This window comes from Oleiphilus sp. HI0086 (genome assembly GCF_001635225.1).
The window spans coordinates 1-16,822 of sequence record NZ_LWFZ01000393.1; the positions used below are offsets into that span (position 1 = coordinate 1).

Here is a 16,822-nt window from a genome sequence, read left to right on the forward strand (position 1 = left end):
TAGACGCAAATTCTTCATTCCACCAACTTATAGGGAATTTTTTTTTCGACACCGATTCCAAGTAATTGGCAAAACAATCAGCGCGTATAAAAACAAGAGATATAACTGACTAAAACTTAGCTAAAATGACTAGTTTTAAATCTGAGAGAGTAAACAAAAAATACGGCGGCGAGCGCAACAAGACCACTAATAATAAAGGTCCAGTAATAGCCATATTCAGATACGACTACGCCACTAAAATAAGCACCTGCCGCACCGCCCGCACCGAAACCCAAACTACTATAAAGTGCCTGCGCCCGCCCCTGGTGCCTGAGTTTGAATCGCTGATGAACAAATTTGATCGCTGTCGCATGCATCGCTCCAAAAGAAAATGCATGAATACATTGTACGATAACAATTACCATCCAGTATTCTGCAAGCAGCCCTGTTACGACCCACCTGAAAGCAGTTAGTATCAAGGAAATAGCCATAATCAAACGTATCGAGTGCATGGCAAACCAGCGATGCATATAAATGAAGAGAAGCACTTCAGCAATAACACCTAAACTCCATAGCGCCCCAACCTGCGCAGTGCTATAACCCAAAGATTCCATGTAGATACTAAAATAAGTGTAGTAAGCGCCGTGAGAAACCTGCAATAAAAAGCAGACGATAAAGAATTGCTGAATATCACGTCGCTTTAAATACACCATAAAGCCATGGCTAGCTTCATCATGGCTTTGCGTTCTTTTCGGTTCCTCAAAATGAACTAAGCTGCTAACAAAAATCAACGCGATCACACAGAGCAAACTTATAGGAAAATATGCAATCCCCCAAATATCAAATACTATACCGAATCCCATAACACTAAAGATAAACCCGACTGAACCCCATAGCCGTATCCGCCCATACAACTCTTTCTTACTACCCAGATTAAAAAGCGTTACGACCTCTATCTGTGGCAAGACCGCATTCCAGAAGAAACTAAACAACACGATGACTAGTGCGTAAGCCTGAAATGTGCTGGCAAAGAAAAAGCCGCTATAACAGACAAGTGTCATTAGCGTCCCAAAACGAACCAGAAAGACATTGTTACTAAAACGATCAGACAATGCGCCCCACAGTAAGGGAGCAAGCACCTTCGTTATCATCAATAAGGAAAGCAGCTGGGAGATTTCTAATAAGCTGAAGCCCTTACTATCGAGATATAGCCCCAAGTAAGGCGCCATGACACCTAGCAAGGCAAAATAGGTGAAATATAAAAATGATAGCTTCAGATATAAAACTGGCATTAAAAGCCCTGGCAAGCGAATCGAAAGCCAATAGAAGTCAGACTATTGATACGCAAAACTTCGTTGATCACACCCAAGCATCATAAGCCTAGGTAATTTGCTATTTCATAGAGATCTGGCCGCCCCTCTTCAAAGCCAAAATAGCAAACGGCTTCAGAACTCTCAGACTTAGCATCGTACTCAGAAACAACAAATTCGCACTGGTATTTTTTAGCAAGATCATATAAAAAATTTAGCGGTTCTTTTAGTTTAAATTTGGATTTCACCCGTAATGCAACACCAAGCTTCCAGTCCTCTAGACATTCTTCAGGTCGAAAATCCAACAAACTAATAGAAGTCTTATTATTGAGCCAAGCACTTAGTTCAGCGAGTAGATCTTGAGAAATTTCTTCAATATCAATATCTGAATAGGATGAGCTATCTATATAGATGTGAATATCCATTACCCGCGAATACCTTCTGTTGTGAATACTAAACCCTATTATGTACGATAGAATTAAATTACTCTAAATAAAAAGTGCACTAATATCTCGACCAAGCTCACGTCAAACATTGCGACTCAAAAAACTCAAACCCAGAAATAATAATGCACGCTTTTAGTGCTGATCATTGTTTTTAGCGCTACGTTAGTGCACACATACAAGCAATATACGATAAATTCAAGAATTTCCTCTCCTGCTATTGAAATCCAATTTCAATTTAATTAATTTTGCACTGCCTTATAACAGTGCAATTTTGAAAATTAATTTTTGCACCAAAAGAACTCCGGCGCCATACGAAAAACAATATAAAAACGATAAATATCGCTTAGGCAAGAACTAATTACGCCATTTATTAAGCGACTCAGACATACAGGGCTACATATGAAATTAATTACGGCAATCATTAAACCTTTCAAACTAGATGACGTCAGATCAGCACTCACCGAATTAGGGCATCACGGCATGACTATCGAAGAAGTTAAAGGCTTTGGTCGTCAAAAAGGCCACACAGAGCTCTACCGTGGTGCCGAATACGTGATCGATTTCATTCCAAAACTAAAACTACAAATTGCCGTTGCAGAAGACGCTGTAGACCAAGCCATTGAAGCCATTATTTCAGCAGCAAACACTGGAAAAATCGGCGACGGTAAGATCTTTGTCAGCCCTATGGAACAAACCATTCGCATCCGCACAGGCGAGACCGGCAACGACGCCCTCTAAACAGAATCGAATTAAAAACAAACTCTTTACTCTTTTTAAAAATCAGGAGCTCTCTCATGAACAAACTCTTCCTGCTAGCTGCATCACTGCTAGCACCGTCTTTGGCTTTTGCTGAAGATGCGCTTAACGGCGCAAATACCGCCTGGATCCTTACCTCTACAGCCTTGGTATTGTTTATGACCCTACCAGGCCTAGCATTGTTTTATGGCGGCTTGGTTCGAAGCAAAAACGTTCTATCGGTGCTAATGCAGTGCTTTGCGATTGCAGGTATTTCTTCATTATTATGGTTCATCGTAGGCTACAGCCTGGCGTTTACGGAAGGCAACAACTTTATCGGTGACTTCAGCAAAGTTATGCTATCTGGCGTAACTCGTGAGTCTTTAGCGGGCGACATTCCAGAATCCTTATTCATGCTATTTCAAATGACCTTCGCAGTCATTACACCCGCACTAATTGTGGGTGGTTTCGCAGAGCGTATGCGTTTTTCTGCAATGGTTCTTTTCAGCGCAATCTGGTTATTAGCTGTCTACGTACCTATTACTCACTGGGTCTGGGGCGGCGGCTGGTTAGCTGATATGGGTCTATACGACTTCGCGGGCGGTACGGTAGTTCACATTACTGCAGGTGTTGCAGCGCTGGTTGCAGCGATTGTGATCGGCCCTCGAAAAGGCTTCCCAACAACAGCGATGCCTCCTCATAACATGACAATGACTGTAACAGGCGCAGGTATGCTTTGGGTTGGCTGGTTCGGCTTTAACGGTGGTAGTGCTTTGGCCGCTGACGGTAATGCAGCGATGGCAATGCTTTCCACACATATTTCTGCTGCAGCGGGTACGCTTACCTGGTTAGCTATCGAGTGGAAAAAGTTCGGTAAGCCAAGCGCTCTGGGTGGCGTAACAGGTATGGTCGCAGGCCTGGGTACCATTACTCCTGCTTCTGGTTTTGTTGGCCCTGGTGGCGCATTATTAATCGGTATTATGGCGAGCATAACATGCTTTTACGCAGTTCAGTACGTAAAACGCGTGTTGAAAATTGATGATTCATTAGATGTATTCCCGGTTCACGGCGTTGGCGGCATTATCGGTACTTTGTTTGCTGGTATCTTCTCTGCAACAAGCCTTGGCGTTTTCAGTGGTTACGGTTTTGCAGACGGAATCGAGTCAATGGCTGGCCAGCTTAGCGTTCAAGCTGTTGGCGTAATTTCTACCATCGTTTATACAGCGGTTGTTACCTGGATCATTCTTAAACTCGTCGCAATCTTTACACCTTTACGCACGACAGATGAAGAAGAAGTCCAAGGCCTTGATGTCGTTGACCATGAAGAAACTGGCTACAATCTCTAAAGGCCCAAACGGCATTTGATCACACTTTAATCAAAGCCAAACACAAAACATGAATATTATTCATGTTTTGTGTTATCCTCCTTTTCTATGGCCTAGCATGAGCACTCTCCATGCCTGAGCAAATATAACAGGAGGCAAGCATGACCCATCTCAAGATCACCTTTCTAGTATTATTATTCCTAAGCATCAATATGACTGCTTGCAGCAGTGACTCGCCCGAGGGTTTTAAAAACATCTCATGGTCAGCCCAGTCGTTGCCTAAGGACTTACAGCGTATTTATCAGCAGAGCTGTAAAAATTGCCACGCAAATTCTGGCACTGGAGCGCCACTCACGGGGGACTCCAAGACCTGGAATAAGATTCTCGAAAACGGGATTGACGCCAGCGTTGAAAAAGCTATCAACGGCTCCGGTGGTATGCCGCCAGGTGGTCAGTGCTTTGAGTGCACTCCTGATCATTTCGTAAAGCTTATTCGTTATATGAGTAAGCCCCTTGAACAACAGTTATAAGGATGCGGCCATGAATAGACGTAGCTTACTAAAGTCACTTATCGCCACTACGCTTACCAGCTCTCTTCCACTGAGTAGCATGCTGGCAATCAATGCCCAGGCTTCTACAAGCACAAAAAGCTTCCCTTGGAAAAACTGGTCTGGCAATCAAAAATGCGTTCCGAGCGAACGCTTAGCGCCCGCCTCTATTGCTGAGCTGCAAACTCTGATTCGGCAAAAGCAACCCGGCATCCGGGCCTTGGGCAGCGGCCACTCCTTCTCTGCATTGGTTCCTACTAATGACATACTGCTTTCTACCCGGCGACTATCCGGTTTAAAAAGCATTGATAAAGAAAAGCAGCAAGCCACTTTCTATTCCGGAACTTTACTTAGTGAGTGCGGCCCTATACTCAACGAAAACCATCAAGCGCTAATTAATATGCCAGATATTGACCAGCAAACCCTTGCTGGCGCCATCAGCACCGCAACGCATGGCACAGGCATGTCATTAGGAAGCCTATCGAGCTATGTCATAGGCCTTGAAATGGTTAGCCCACAAGGTGATCTTGTTCAATGTTCTAATGAGCACAATCCCGAGCTATTTAGGGCAGCTCAGGTTGGCCTGGGAAGCCTCGGTATCATCACCTCAATCACGATGCAAAACCAGGCGCCATTTAACCTTATACGCGAAGCACAATGGATGAGTTTTGAAGACGTCACTGAGCAAGCCCATAAACTTGCCAAGGACAACCGGAACTTTGAATTCTTCTATTTCCCCTTCACCGGCATGGCGCTCACTGACACCTTAAATATCACCAATGAGCCCCCCTCATCGTCAGAGGAAATTGATGGTAACAGCGGCATTATGGACCTTAAAGCCGCCAGAGACTACTTGGGCTGGTCGAGTCAACTGCGCGAGTTGATTATCGGCACCTATATGAAGACCCTTGAAACACATACAAATATTGACCATTCCTACGCTATTTACGCCAATGATAGAAACGTCCGCTTTAATGAAATGGAATATCATCTTCCCGTAGAAGAAGGAATCAAAGCCTTAGGTGAAGTAAGAGACACCATTGAAAAACACTTTAGTGAAGCATTCTTTCCTATTGAGTGTCGCTTCATTAAAGGTGAAGAAGCCTGGTTAAGCCCCTTTTATCAACGTGACTCCATATCCATCGCAGTGCATCGTTATTTTGAAGAAGATTACCAACCGATGTTTAAAGCAATTGAGCCAATTTTTCGAAAGTATGGAGGACGACCTCACTGGGGCAAGCTTAATACATTTAGCCGCGAAGAGTTCAAGAAAAGCTACCCAAAATGGAATGATTTTATTGAGCTAAGACGCAGCTTTGACCCAGAAAGCAAATTCCTGAATACCTACCTGAAAGACACCATCGCTTAAGGTCTAGCTAGCGCCGGGAAAGAGCCTATTCAGGCTCTTTCCAAGCCATCAGCATCTCACGGGTTTTAGGGTAAACATCCATAAATTCTTGATGCATAGGTAATATGTTTTCGATAGGCTGCCCGTCTTTGCAAGCTATCTCAATTTTCTTTGCTGCCTCAGCGAGCGCCAAGGCACTCAAATTGGCAGCAACGCCCTTTAGAGCATGCGCGCTATTTCCTGCCGCTTCCAGATCGCCTTTATCGATATCTGATTGCAGAGTATCAACATACTGCGGCATATCACTCAAAAACGAAGCTATCATAACTTTCAGGATTTTGGACTTCCCCATTACCCTGCGTAATACATCACTTTCATCCCAAATCTGCAACTCAACCCCCTTCGTTTCATCTGGTACTGCCTCTTCAACTATTGCAGAAGCCTCTTCACTTAAATCACAACTTTCGCTCACTTTTACAATTTCACCTACTTGGGCTGCCTTCTGATCAACACCCGCCACAAGGTGAAAATAGAGCTTTCTTTCCAAAACCTCAGTATCGATAGGCTTGGATAAATAATCATTCATTCCTGCTTCAAGGCAGCGTTCCTTATCGCCCTTCATTGCATTCGCTGTCATCGCCATAATAGTGATATCTTTATAACGAATTCCAGCCGCACCACCTCTTATTTCTCGTGTTGCTTCATAGCCATCCATACCTGGCATCTGACAATCCATAAGAATCAGGCTATACGGCAAATTGTCTGGCGAATTTTGCAAAGCAACCAACCCACTATCGGCCAAATCAGCACTGAGCTTCAATATATCCAGCAATGCTAAAGCAACCATTTGATTGACATGGTTGTCTTCGACCAAAAGAATACGGGTATTATCCGGCCACTGGTAGCCACCTGGTAGGCTATCCTGATTCTGATGAATACCGCCATGCTTCAAGCCACGATCATGATCACCCGCCTCTTGCCCACCCTTACACACACTCTCTTCTGAGAAAATAATATTAAGAGAGTCGAACAAATCTAAGGTCGTGGTTGGTTTTGGAAAATAGGCACGACAACCCAAGTCTGAAAAAAACTGTGAGTCGCCCCGGTTCTGCAAGGATGTCATCATCACTAGGTTTGTCTCAGACAAACCCTCTTCCTCTCTAAGCCTTTTCGCCAGTTCAACACCATCTATACGCGGCATATCCATATCAATAAATATAGCTTTATACCGAATAGTTTCACTATCCTGAGCAGCCTTGGTCAACATATCCATGGCGTCGCTAGCTGAATCAGCCTGCGCTACATTTGCTCCCCATACTGTTAGCTGACGCGTCAAAAACTCCCGATGACTGGTATTATCATCAACAATCAGGATATCAGCCCCCTTGATATCGACATCGGGGCTAACCGTTTGAGATTGTTCACTTGTTTCAAGCAAAAGGTTAAATCTGAAACAACTCCCCTTACCCGCCTCGCTTTTAACAGAGATGCCGCCTCCCATCATTTCGCATAACTGCTTAACAATCGCCAGCCCTAGACCACTGCCACCATACCTTCTGGTCGTTGAGGCATCGACTTGAGTGAATGAGTCGAACAACTCCGCTATTTTATCTTTTGGAATACCTATACCGGTATCGGATACTGAACAATTTAGGCGAAGGAGGTCTCGACCATCTGCAGAGAGCTCAGGAGTTAGCGACACTTTCACATAGATCTCGCCTTCGTGAGTGAATTTAATCGCATTACCCACCAGGTTTGATAGAATTTGCCTAATTCTTCCGGGGTCCCCTTTTACCAGGCTATGTTCAACATCAACAACGTCAATAATCAATTCAACATCGTCTTCACAAGGGCGATGACCGATGGCTTCAGAAAATTCGCCAATCATTGAGCGCAAGTTAAACTCTAGAACTTCAATATCCAACTTACCGGCTTCGATCTTGGAAAAGTCCAGAATATCATTGATCACAGCGAGCAAAGAATGAGCACTCGATCGAGCTAAGGTCACTTGATGATGCTGCTCTTTATTAAGCTCACTATTAATTAGCAGCCCCAACATACCTAAGACACCATTCATTGGTGTACGTATTTCATGGCTCATGCTGGCTAAAAACTCGCTTTTGGCTCTAACAGCAGACTCGGCCTCATCCCGGGCAACGATAAGCTCTTTAGTCTTCTGCTCTAATGCTGCCAATGCATACTTAGATTCTTGATCACTCGCCTCTAAAGCCTTTTCATGCATTTGCCTCATTACCAGCATATGATTGAACGCTTCAGCCAAGCGTCCTATTTCATCATTGCTATCAATCTCGACTCGCTGATCCATCTCTCCTGCCGCAACAGCCATTGTTGCTTCTACAAGCTTTGTAATGGGCCTAGAAACTCGTCGTGCCTGCCACAAAGCCAAGACAATACTAAGCAGCCCGGTCAGTATGACAAATACCGTTACTATCTGTTTTAGCCAATACGCCGAAGCCAAAGCTTCTTTCTTATCTACCTCGCTGATCAAACTCCACTCAATATTAAATATGCGTACCGAGTGATGAATACCAATTACCTCTTCACCATTCGGCCCCACATATTCGAAAGCCTCTTCATAGTCATGCTCCAAGTCATGAGTTTGGAATTCTGAAGTTTTTTTACACCTATAAGCTTTTGATACAACGCCTTCTTCAGCACCTACTGCATGCTCCTTTCGCCACTTTTCGAATTGTTCAGTTGCGATAGTTCGCTCCAGAATCTCTGACTGATCATCGATACTGGTTCTAAGCAAGCCGTCGGCACCGACTAGATAATGTGAAGCATTAATTTTCGCCAAATCTCGTGACAGCAGGTTTATCAATTGCTCTAATCTAATTTGAATAGCAAAAGAACCGATAACTGCGCCGTCACCCGAAAAGATCGGTGCCGCAATAAAACCATCTGGGCGCCCCTTAGATGGCGCATAGCGTTCGATATCTGAAAAAAGCGTTTTCTTCTGTTTGAGTGTTTACTGCACAAGCCACGAAAACTTTGTCTGGGCATAGCGCCCGTCGAAAAGATTGGTACCAAAGTCATCTTCATGCTCAATGGTATACAGAATATTGCCTTGATTATCGATTAAGAATATATCGTAAACATAGGGATAAGCAGCGCCTATCGCAACAATACTGTCTTCCTGGCCTTTTACCCGTGCCTGCCAGTCTGAGCTGTGCACGTAAGTGAATAAATCAGTATTGCTGTGCTCGTAACCCTCTCGAAGTGAAATCAGTAGGTCTTTGTGGGTCGGCACTCCTGCCTGTAAGGTGACATCGGTAAAACGATAGTTGAACCAGCTTCGAATGAAGCGCTCATTAAGGTCAGCGGCCTGAACCAACTCATCAACAGCTGCTTGTCGCAAGCTTGAATAAGCTTGATAATAGCTCATAGAGGCGATCAAGATCATTGGCACGATTGCCAGAACTAAAAACCAGAAAGTCAGCTTGAAGCTAAGAGATTTTCCGAAGCTCTTGGCTACCGGCTCAGACACCTCATTACCAATCAGAATATTAGCCTCACCTTCAGGCACGACGAACCTCACATGTTGAACAGTGAGTTTTGTTATTTTTATTCTTTGCGTACATCAAGACTCTCTAGCAGGTGAAACTTTTAGAAGGCCTTGATTATTTATAGTTCAGGTCACGCAGTATTGCGAGCCACCCAAGCTCTATAATAGGTGCTTGTGACTAACTCTCTACACCACCAAAGGGGCAATCCATCACGGCGGCAACACCTTTTATCAAGTAACTCTGCTTTGCCGTGACAACTGCATCGGATTTGGCAGCCGCGAGCAAACCTTTCAATAACCGTGGTTTTAACAATGGGTAGGCCAAGCCCAAGTCATGCACTGCTCGAGTAAACCTTGCTGATTGGCAGTCACTTATTGGTAGCAAGGTAATCCCGGCAACGCTTGCAGCCTCACAACCTTCTTTGAAGGCTTGCTGATAAGTTGCTTGCTCACGTTCCAAGCCATAATAGACAATACGGGACAGCACAACTTGGTAAAGAGAAGCAATTTTCTTAATGTCTTTATATTTTGGTTTTTCTGGACGCGACAAGCCAAAATATCGATCACAATGCTGCTTAAGGAGCTGGAAAATCAGCCACTCAAAAACATCAATTTTTCCATCAGCATGAATTAGTTCCAGAAACAAAGAACGATAATGACGATATTGCACTAAAGACATCAGCTTTAATGCGGGTATGCTTAGTTCAACAATCTCCAAGCGCTGCTCGGAGTTTAGCTCAGCTAAAGGCTTGATCATGTCAGCAACTGAATCTGCAAGATCACCACCAATCTTTTGAGGTGAACCTTTTTGGCTTGAACTAACGATCTTAAGCTGTTTTTTGACGACAGCTTCCTGCTCATCAAGCAAGACAGCACACATTAAGGCAGGCGCTTCACTGGGTTCGTGAGCTTTACCAACAAGCAAATCATAAGCTGACTTGAAAACACCATCCTGACTAAATGCCGGCTCAAACTCTATCGGTTTATGCTCTACAGGTTTTGCAGATTCAGCTTTTTGCTCGCCTATTGTTGGTTCTACTACTTGCTCACTCCCAGCAAAAGACGATACAGTTTCACCACTACCGGATAAAACACTTGCTTCCCGCTCTAGTGAAGAAGGCTTCATAAAACGGCCGCTCCACCGTGGCATAACTCTGCGAATCCGTTCTTCTAATGGCGGGTGCGTAGCAAAAAACTGGGTGAAGTAGCGCCTAGGAGATCCGATGCGAGAAAAGAACAAGTGGCTCACTTCATGAGCGCCATGATGCACAACTTGTGACTGGGCAGTGGCACCACCAATCAAACTCAAGGCCTCACCAATACCATTGGGGTTTCGGGTAAACTGCACTGCAGAGGCGTCGGCCAAAAACTCTCTCTGACGGCTTACAGCAGACTTTATGATCATGCCAAATAACTGGCCAATCGAGCCAAGTAGCCATAGGCACAAACCAAATGCAAACAGGCCCGCAACCACGCCGCCATTATTTCGGCCATGACCATAGCTACGATAGCGACGCCCTCGTTGACTCGTCATACGCATCACCATATGACCACTTTCACTAATCATTAGAATGCCATGCAAGACAACCAGTAACTTCATGTTCAGGCGCATATCGCCATTAAGAACATGGCTAAATTCGTGAGCAATAACTCCCTGCAGCTGATCTCGGTTAAAAGTATCCAAACAACCTTGTGTGACGCCAATAACGGCATCCTCAACCGACAAACCGGCGGCAAAGGCATTAATACCTGGTTCTTTTTCAAGCAAATAAACTTGTGGCACTGGGATACCCGCGGCCAAAGCAATCTCCTCGACAACATTTAGTAAGCGCTTTTCCTGAGCCTGGCTTGAGTTTGTCAGAACAGGTCGACCGCCCAAAGCTTCAGCGACAACCCTTCCTCCGTCTCGCAAAGAGAGCCATTTGAACAGCATAGCCATCGCCAAGACGCCTACGACGAGAAGCGTCGTCCAGGTAAATTTTTTCCAACCTAGTGCGGTGATCAGGTTTTCGCACCACTGAAAAATGTTCCCGCCTGCATCAGCAATCGGATTCACTCCATCCAGTGCATACTCTGGGTTACTGTATAAAACGAAAAACGCGACACAGAGGTTTGTAAGCAAAACCAATAAGACGACAGCAATGGTAAACAATGCCAACAACCATAAGGTTTGTTTCCTGGCATCATCTTGCGCTTTATAGAAGTTCATTGTCTAGAATGAAACTTTGGGAGCCGATTGAATTTGTGCCGAGTCTTCAAACTCTAGAAGCGTCGCGTCTTCTCTGTGACCAAAGCTGGTAGCAAAAAGGTTTTGAGGGAAGCTTTGACGATATTGATTATATTCAGTAACTGAATCATTAAAGGACTGACGCGCAAAGGACACACGATTCTCGGTGCTAGTCAGCTCTTCAGAAAGCTGGCTCATGTTATCACTAGCCTTCAGTTCCGGATAAGCCTCTACAGCCACATTTAGACTTCCTAAAGCACTTTGTAATAAACCTTCACTTTTAGCAAGTTCCTGCAACGCTCCCGCACTAGAAGGATTAGCGGATGCTGCTTTAAGGCCTGCCAGAGCTTGATTACGAGCCGATATAACCGCTTCCAGCGTTTCACGCTCATGTGTTAGATAAGCCTTAGCCGTCTCGACTAGATTAGGAATCAAGTCATAACGACGCTTAAGCTGAACTTCAATTTGAGAGAAAGAGTTTTGATAGCGATTTTTTAAAGCTACCAAGGTATTGAAAATACGAATGATATAAAAAATCGCAAAAATGATAATGAAGGCTGTTACTAAACTGCTGATATCCATATTTAATCCCGTCACTTGGCGCACCAGTTACAGTGCAATATTCAATTGATCGAGATATCCCTATAAGCAAAAACAGTATAGGCGCATTAAGCGCCTAGCTCCTATCTTTTACTTAAGCTTGCGAGCTATGATAGGCCCACTCAAGCCAAGGCATAAGCGCGTCAACGTCGCTGCTCTCGATCGTACCTGCACACCAGATTCGTAGGCCATCAGGAGCATCGCGATATGAGCCTATATCGTAGGCTACACCTTCCTGCTCTAGCAATGCGACCATCTTCTTCAGTGCGTCTTTTTCTAAGTCTAGCACCAAACAAACACTTGTATTGGAACGAGTACTTTTATTTTCAGCCAAAAAGTGAATCCAATCATGCGCATCAACAAAACGCTCAACAGCAGCCAAATTCTCTTCTGAGCGCTTGATCAAAGCAGGTACCCCGCCCAAGCCATCAACCCAGGATAAAGCATCTAAATAATCGGCAACACAAAGCATTGACGGAGTATTAATAGTTGAACCTTTAAAAATACCTTCAACCAACTTCCCTGCCTTGGTCATACGGAATAATTTGGGCATTGGCCAAGGTGGCGTATAGCTTTCCAAGCGCTCGACAGCTCGAGGGCTAAGTATCAGCATGCCGTGAGCACCTTCACCGCCAAGTACTTTCTGCCAGCTAAATGTGATTACGTCCAGTTTTTCCCAGGGCATATCCATGGCAAACACTGCCGAGGTTGCATCACAAATCGTCAAACCTTCACGATCGTCAGCTATCCAGTTGGCGTCTTCAACTTTGACACCCGAAGTCGTGCCATTCCAGGTAAATACAATATCGTGAGAAGAAGAAGCTTGAGAAAAATCAGGGAGTTTACCGTAGTCCGCTTCGTAGAGAGAAACATCATCCAACTTCAGCTGTTTTGTAATGTCGGTTATCCAGCCTTTACCGAAGGATTCCCACGCAAAAACATCGACAGGACGAGCACCGAGCATCGACCACATCGCCATTTCCATTGCTCCGGTATCAGAACCCGGTACTACACCCACTCGATAACCTTCAGGCAAACCCAATAAACGCGCCGTTTCAGTACAGCATGCTTCCAATGCTGTCTTACCAATCTTGGCGCGATGAGATCGACCTAAGGTATCTAATTGGAGCTGGTTAACGTCATAACCAGGCCTTTTACTACAAGGCCCTGATGAAAAGTTTGGGTTATTTGGTTTAATGCTTGGTTTTTGAATTGGCACAGCGCTGATCTCTGACTAAATAGATTAGAAAAATTTGCGCTATCCTATCATTTTTAGGGCTGTTAGGGTAAAGGCTTGACGTAGATTGTTATTTTTTAATCATCGCTTTTACTGTATTAATGACCGCGGCCTTAAAACACTACAACCCTGTATTTTTCGTTCAAGAGGTAGCGCGATATCCACCAGTCAATAAGTCACTTACCCGCTTTTGATTTATTCCAAATAGCACTGTTCACATTTCGGTCGCTTTCGCTGTTTGAGTCTTCCTTACTATGGACGGGAGATGCAGGAACCGCAGTCTCATCAGCATCTGTGCTATCACGGTATTTTCGCTGCATGCCCTGAATAAACTTGCGCAGCATTTGATCTTGCAGCTCACGATAATGTTTGTGGCCTACTTTACGAAAGAATGCGCTCAACTCGGATTTGCTGACACGATAGCCACCTAATGCCATTAGCTCACAAATATCATCGTCTCGAAGGTTCAGCGCAATCTTCAGCTTACGCAAAATAATATTATTATTTAAACGACTTTCGGGCAAAGCTTGAGGACCATCTTTCTTGCCACGCAACTTATTAATCATACCATTGAGAAAACTGGCAAACTTTTTATCTGGACAGTTAACGAAGTCTGGATCATCGTCTTTCTTTAGCCATTGACTTATGTGCTCTCGAGTTACAGCGCATTCTGCACTGGCCCACAGCGCAATCATTTGTCGATCATTATATTCAAAGGTATAGCGCAAGCGGCGAAGGATATAGTTATTGGTCAAAACAGTCTCGCAAGTTATTGCCCCTATCTTCTCGGGGCCGTAAATTATTACAACAGGCTAACATATTTTCGTGCAGACAATCCCTTCAGCATCAAATCCAATCGCGTTAGCTTCAGCACTATATTGTTCGATTAGAAAACTTTGTTAGAAACTCACTGCTTTTAGGGTGACTACTCTTTATATGAACACCTACAATAAAGCCATCAGGTGTAATAAGTGAATGCCTTACCGTTCCTAGCGCTGTAATATCGTAACGACGACCTTTATAGAATGCATTGATATCAACTTTAACCAAAGCCCGCTCTTGAATGCTTACCGGTGAGGTCAACGCAATCCCTGCTTCACTCAGATCTTTCGTTGTACACTGGATCGTCTGCTGACTTTTTAAGGTCACAAGCACCGGCCAGCGAACCTCCCTACGCGAATGCAAGCGCCTGTTTGAATCATCCCACTGCCCTTGTATAAAAACTTTTTCATCACCCTGAACTCGCGGCTTAGATAAGGCATTTTGACTTTGAAGTGATTCTTCAGTTTGTGCCTCAACACTCTCCCTTTCATGCGCTTTCACATTCTCATGAGATGATTCCTCCATAACCTGCACTTTAGGCTTATTGTTTCTTTTAGTGGCAGGTGGAGCGTTAAGCACATTGCGCCCCGCAAACTCCTTGTCATGAAGCCCTAAGGCCTCATCAACATTCATCACGACAGTTAACATTTCATCATCCGAAGACTTATGCTCCGAATCTATTAAAATAAAATCAAATTGAGCAAAATGAATAACCGTGTTGTGAGTCAATAATACCTCACTATTAATACGCTGCTTGTTTACAAAAGTACCATTAGTAGACTGAAGGTCTCTCAAAAATAAGCGACCGTCTTTGCTTATTATCTCGGCATGTTCACGAGAAATACCAGAGCGCAGAACAACCATATCAATTGACTTATTTCTGCCAATAACAAAGGGAAACTTAGTGATGGGTATTTTCTTGACCGCCCCAGTTTCGTCCAAACTTCCTTTCAAGTGCCAAAGTGCCAAAGTGCCATAAAATAAACTCAGTATTAATCGACATAAAACTTCTTCAGTATAAGAGCCATGCTGAAAAACACATAACTGAGCACCAAAGTTATTGGTAATAAAAGTCCATTACCGCTACCCACCCTTTGATCGCTATCGTCAGTTTAATAATGCGCATGAATCCAGGAACTATTTAAACCCAAGAAGCTCAGCCAAATGACGCTAGTTAAGCATTCTGCTACAATCTAAAGTACTAACTACTTAAATATAGGGGACCTCACTTTGCGCCAAATCAGCTTATTAATCTGCTGCATATCACTCATTACTTTTAGCAGCCTAAGTTTGGCCAAGCCTCTCGCCAGCAAAGATAAGATCAATAAAGTCAGTGACTACTTTATGAGCCAAGTCGTTCAAGCGGAATATGACAGCGCTTATTCGCTTATGTCTGCTTATATTGGCGTCAGTCCTGAGCAGTTTGAGGAACGTGGCAAAAAGATCTCCCACGATATGAAGATGCTTGAAGCACGTCAGGGCAAGCCGCTTTCCTTTGCACTTTTGAAGCAAGAGTCGGTCGGGGAGCATTTCTATAAAATAAGCTATTTGCTGAAGTACCCTTCAGCCGCCTTAGTTTGGGAACTAAATTACTACCAGCCTCAAGAAGGTTGGAACCTGGTTGATATTAGTTTCAACACCAACATTAATGCTTTGTTTGAGTAGGATATACGGTAAAGAAATTAGCTATTTTACTTATAGCGCTTGCGCTCGAAGTAAAATAGCCTTCATTTCATCCGGGTTTTTGGCGGTATCACCCTCTACAGAATGTTGCTGATAACCTGGCAGATAGTAACTAACCAAACGGCTAATCCAGAACCTTAAGGCGCCAAGCTCAAGACACCTGGGCCAAACCTCTCGTTCCCTGTCAGTCCAGGGTCGATGCGACTGATAAGCCTGAGTTATTGCTCTCAGCAAGCCCTCATCATAATCTCCTTTCGATGCATTCCACGCCCAATCATTCGCCATCACCGCCAAGTCAAATAACAAGGTAGCCTGACAGGCATGATAGAAATCAATGACCCCTGAAACCTCATCCCGCCGAAACAAGACATTGTCACGAAATAAGTCGCCATGAACGATACCCTGAGGGCAGTCTTGGGTGGCACTTCCATATTCATTGCTATATCTGAATATTGACTGCTCTAGTAAGTCAAAGTCTTCTTCTGGCATAGCACTCTGTTGCAAAAGCGCCTTCTGCGCCAACATCCAATCGCTATCTCGCGCTAAAGGGCGACTTCTTGGAAAGTCCCTTAAAGCCAGGTGCATACTTGCCAGATATTCAGCCATCGCCTCACACTGTGTAACCTTGGGTTTGCCCACTGCCTTACCAGACAAGCATTGAACGATCATTCCAGGCTTTTGCTCAAGTTCGAAAATTGCTTCGCCTTGCTTAGTCAATACTGGCGCAGGAACTTTAAAACCTTCTCGGGCCAGGTGCGTCGTCAGCTCATTGAAAAAGGGTAAAGTGTTTTTTTCCATGCTCTCGAAAAGAGTAAGAACATACCTCACGGCGCCTTTATCCGCTTCTTCGCCCCCGCTTTTTGGGTAGGTATCTAGAAAATAATTGGTATTCTCAATACCAGCGCTAATCTCGCTAAAGCCAACAAGCTCACCTAAGTCATATGACTCGAGAAGCTTGTCTATTTGTGAACGAGTCAATTGAGTGTAAACAGCCATCTATTCCTTCCTTACCGAATATATACCTATCTTAGCCTAA

15 protein-coding genes are annotated in these 16,822 nt (G+C 44.2%); 5 read left to right on the forward strand and 10 right to left on the reverse strand.

Features of this window, described 5'->3' with window-relative positions:
- Positions 1-116: 116 nt before the first annotated feature.
- Both A3756_RS04885 and A3756_RS04890 read right to left on the reverse strand, forming a co-directional pair.
- A complete protein-coding gene (locus A3756_RS04885; protein WP_068553007.1) occupies positions 117-1,271 on the reverse strand; it encodes an MFS transporter in 1,155 nt (384 codons plus the stop codon).
- Between the two features lie 80 nt (positions 1,272-1,351).
- Complete coding sequence (locus tag A3756_RS04890) at positions 1,352-1,714, reverse strand: hypothetical protein (RefSeq protein ID WP_068553008.1); 363 nt, start codon at positions 1,712-1,714, stop codon at positions 1,352-1,354.
- A gap of 420 nt (positions 1,715-2,134) precedes the next feature.
- Between A3756_RS04890 and A3756_RS04895 the strand changes: the two genes are divergently transcribed.
- From A3756_RS04895 to A3756_RS04910, 4 genes are all read left to right on the forward strand, one after another.
- A complete protein-coding gene (locus A3756_RS04895) occupies positions 2,135-2,473 on the forward strand; it encodes a P-II family nitrogen regulator (protein ID WP_068515599.1) in 339 nt (112 codons plus the stop codon).
- 56 nt (positions 2,474-2,529) lie between these two features.
- On the forward strand, positions 2,530-3,816 hold the full coding sequence (locus A3756_RS04900) for an ammonium transporter (protein WP_068515602.1): 1,287 nt from the start codon (positions 2,530-2,532) through the stop codon (positions 3,814-3,816).
- Between the two features lie 140 nt (positions 3,817-3,956).
- Entirely contained in the window at positions 3,957-4,325 is a 369-nt protein-coding gene (locus A3756_RS04905) for a cytochrome c5 family protein (RefSeq protein ID WP_068515605.1), read from the forward strand.
- Between the two features lie 10 nt (positions 4,326-4,335).
- Positions 4,336-5,712, forward strand: coding sequence for a D-arabinono-1,4-lactone oxidase (locus A3756_RS04910; RefSeq protein WP_068515609.1), 1,377 nt, complete (start codon positions 4,336-4,338; stop codon positions 5,710-5,712).
- Positions 5,713-5,737: 25 nt separating this feature from the next.
- Here the strand turns inward: A3756_RS04910 and A3756_RS04915 are convergent, their stop codons facing one another.
- The 7 genes from A3756_RS04915 to A3756_RS04945 all read right to left on the reverse strand — a co-directional run bounded on the left by A3756_RS04915 (position 5,738) and on the right by A3756_RS04945 (position 15,057).
- The gene (locus tag A3756_RS04915) at positions 5,738-8,533 is read right to left on the reverse strand and encodes a hybrid sensor histidine kinase/response regulator (protein WP_068553009.1); all 2,796 of its coding nucleotides are present in this window, start codon (positions 8,531-8,533) and stop codon (positions 5,738-5,740) included.
- A 147-nt stretch (positions 8,534-8,680) separates the two neighbouring features.
- Positions 8,681-9,238 carry a hypothetical protein gene (locus tag A3756_RS04920; protein WP_068513115.1) on the reverse strand — a complete coding sequence of 186 codons (558 nt, stop codon included), beginning with the start codon at positions 9,236-9,238 and terminating at the stop codon, positions 8,681-8,683.
- A gap of 157 nt (positions 9,239-9,395) precedes the next feature.
- Positions 9,396-11,426 (reverse strand): M48 family metallopeptidase, encoded by a 2,031-nt coding sequence (locus A3756_RS04925; RefSeq protein WP_068513117.1) that lies wholly within the window; start codon positions 11,424-11,426, stop codon positions 9,396-9,398.
- Positions 11,427-11,429: 3 nt separating this feature from the next.
- Entirely contained in the window at positions 11,430-12,026 is a 597-nt protein-coding gene (locus tag A3756_RS04930; protein ID WP_156490282.1) for a LemA family protein, read from the reverse strand.
- Positions 12,027-12,138: 112 nt separating this feature from the next.
- On the reverse strand, positions 12,139-13,263 hold the full coding sequence (locus A3756_RS04935) for a phosphoserine transaminase (RefSeq protein WP_231872048.1): 1,125 nt from the start codon (positions 13,261-13,263) through the stop codon (positions 12,139-12,141).
- Between the two features lie 194 nt (positions 13,264-13,457).
- Entirely contained in the window at positions 13,458-14,036 is a 579-nt protein-coding gene (locus tag A3756_RS04940; RefSeq protein WP_068513119.1) for a DUF1456 family protein, read from the reverse strand.
- A gap of 118 nt (positions 14,037-14,154) precedes the next feature.
- Positions 14,155-15,057, reverse strand: coding sequence for an FHA domain-containing protein (locus A3756_RS04945; protein ID WP_156490280.1), 903 nt, complete (start codon positions 15,055-15,057; stop codon positions 14,155-14,157).
- A 336-nt stretch (positions 15,058-15,393) separates the two neighbouring features.
- On the opposite strand from A3756_RS04945, the gene A3756_RS04950 reads away from it, so the two are divergent.
- Complete coding sequence (locus A3756_RS04950; protein ID WP_156490281.1) at positions 15,394-15,768, forward strand: hypothetical protein; 375 nt, start codon at positions 15,394-15,396, stop codon at positions 15,766-15,768.
- Between the two features lie 30 nt (positions 15,769-15,798).
- Here A3756_RS04950 and A3756_RS04955 read toward each other — a convergent pair whose 3' ends face one another.
- Positions 15,799-16,782, reverse strand: coding sequence for a homoserine kinase (locus A3756_RS04955; RefSeq protein WP_068513130.1), 984 nt, complete (start codon positions 16,780-16,782; stop codon positions 15,799-15,801).
- Positions 16,783-16,822: the final 40 nt, after the last annotated feature.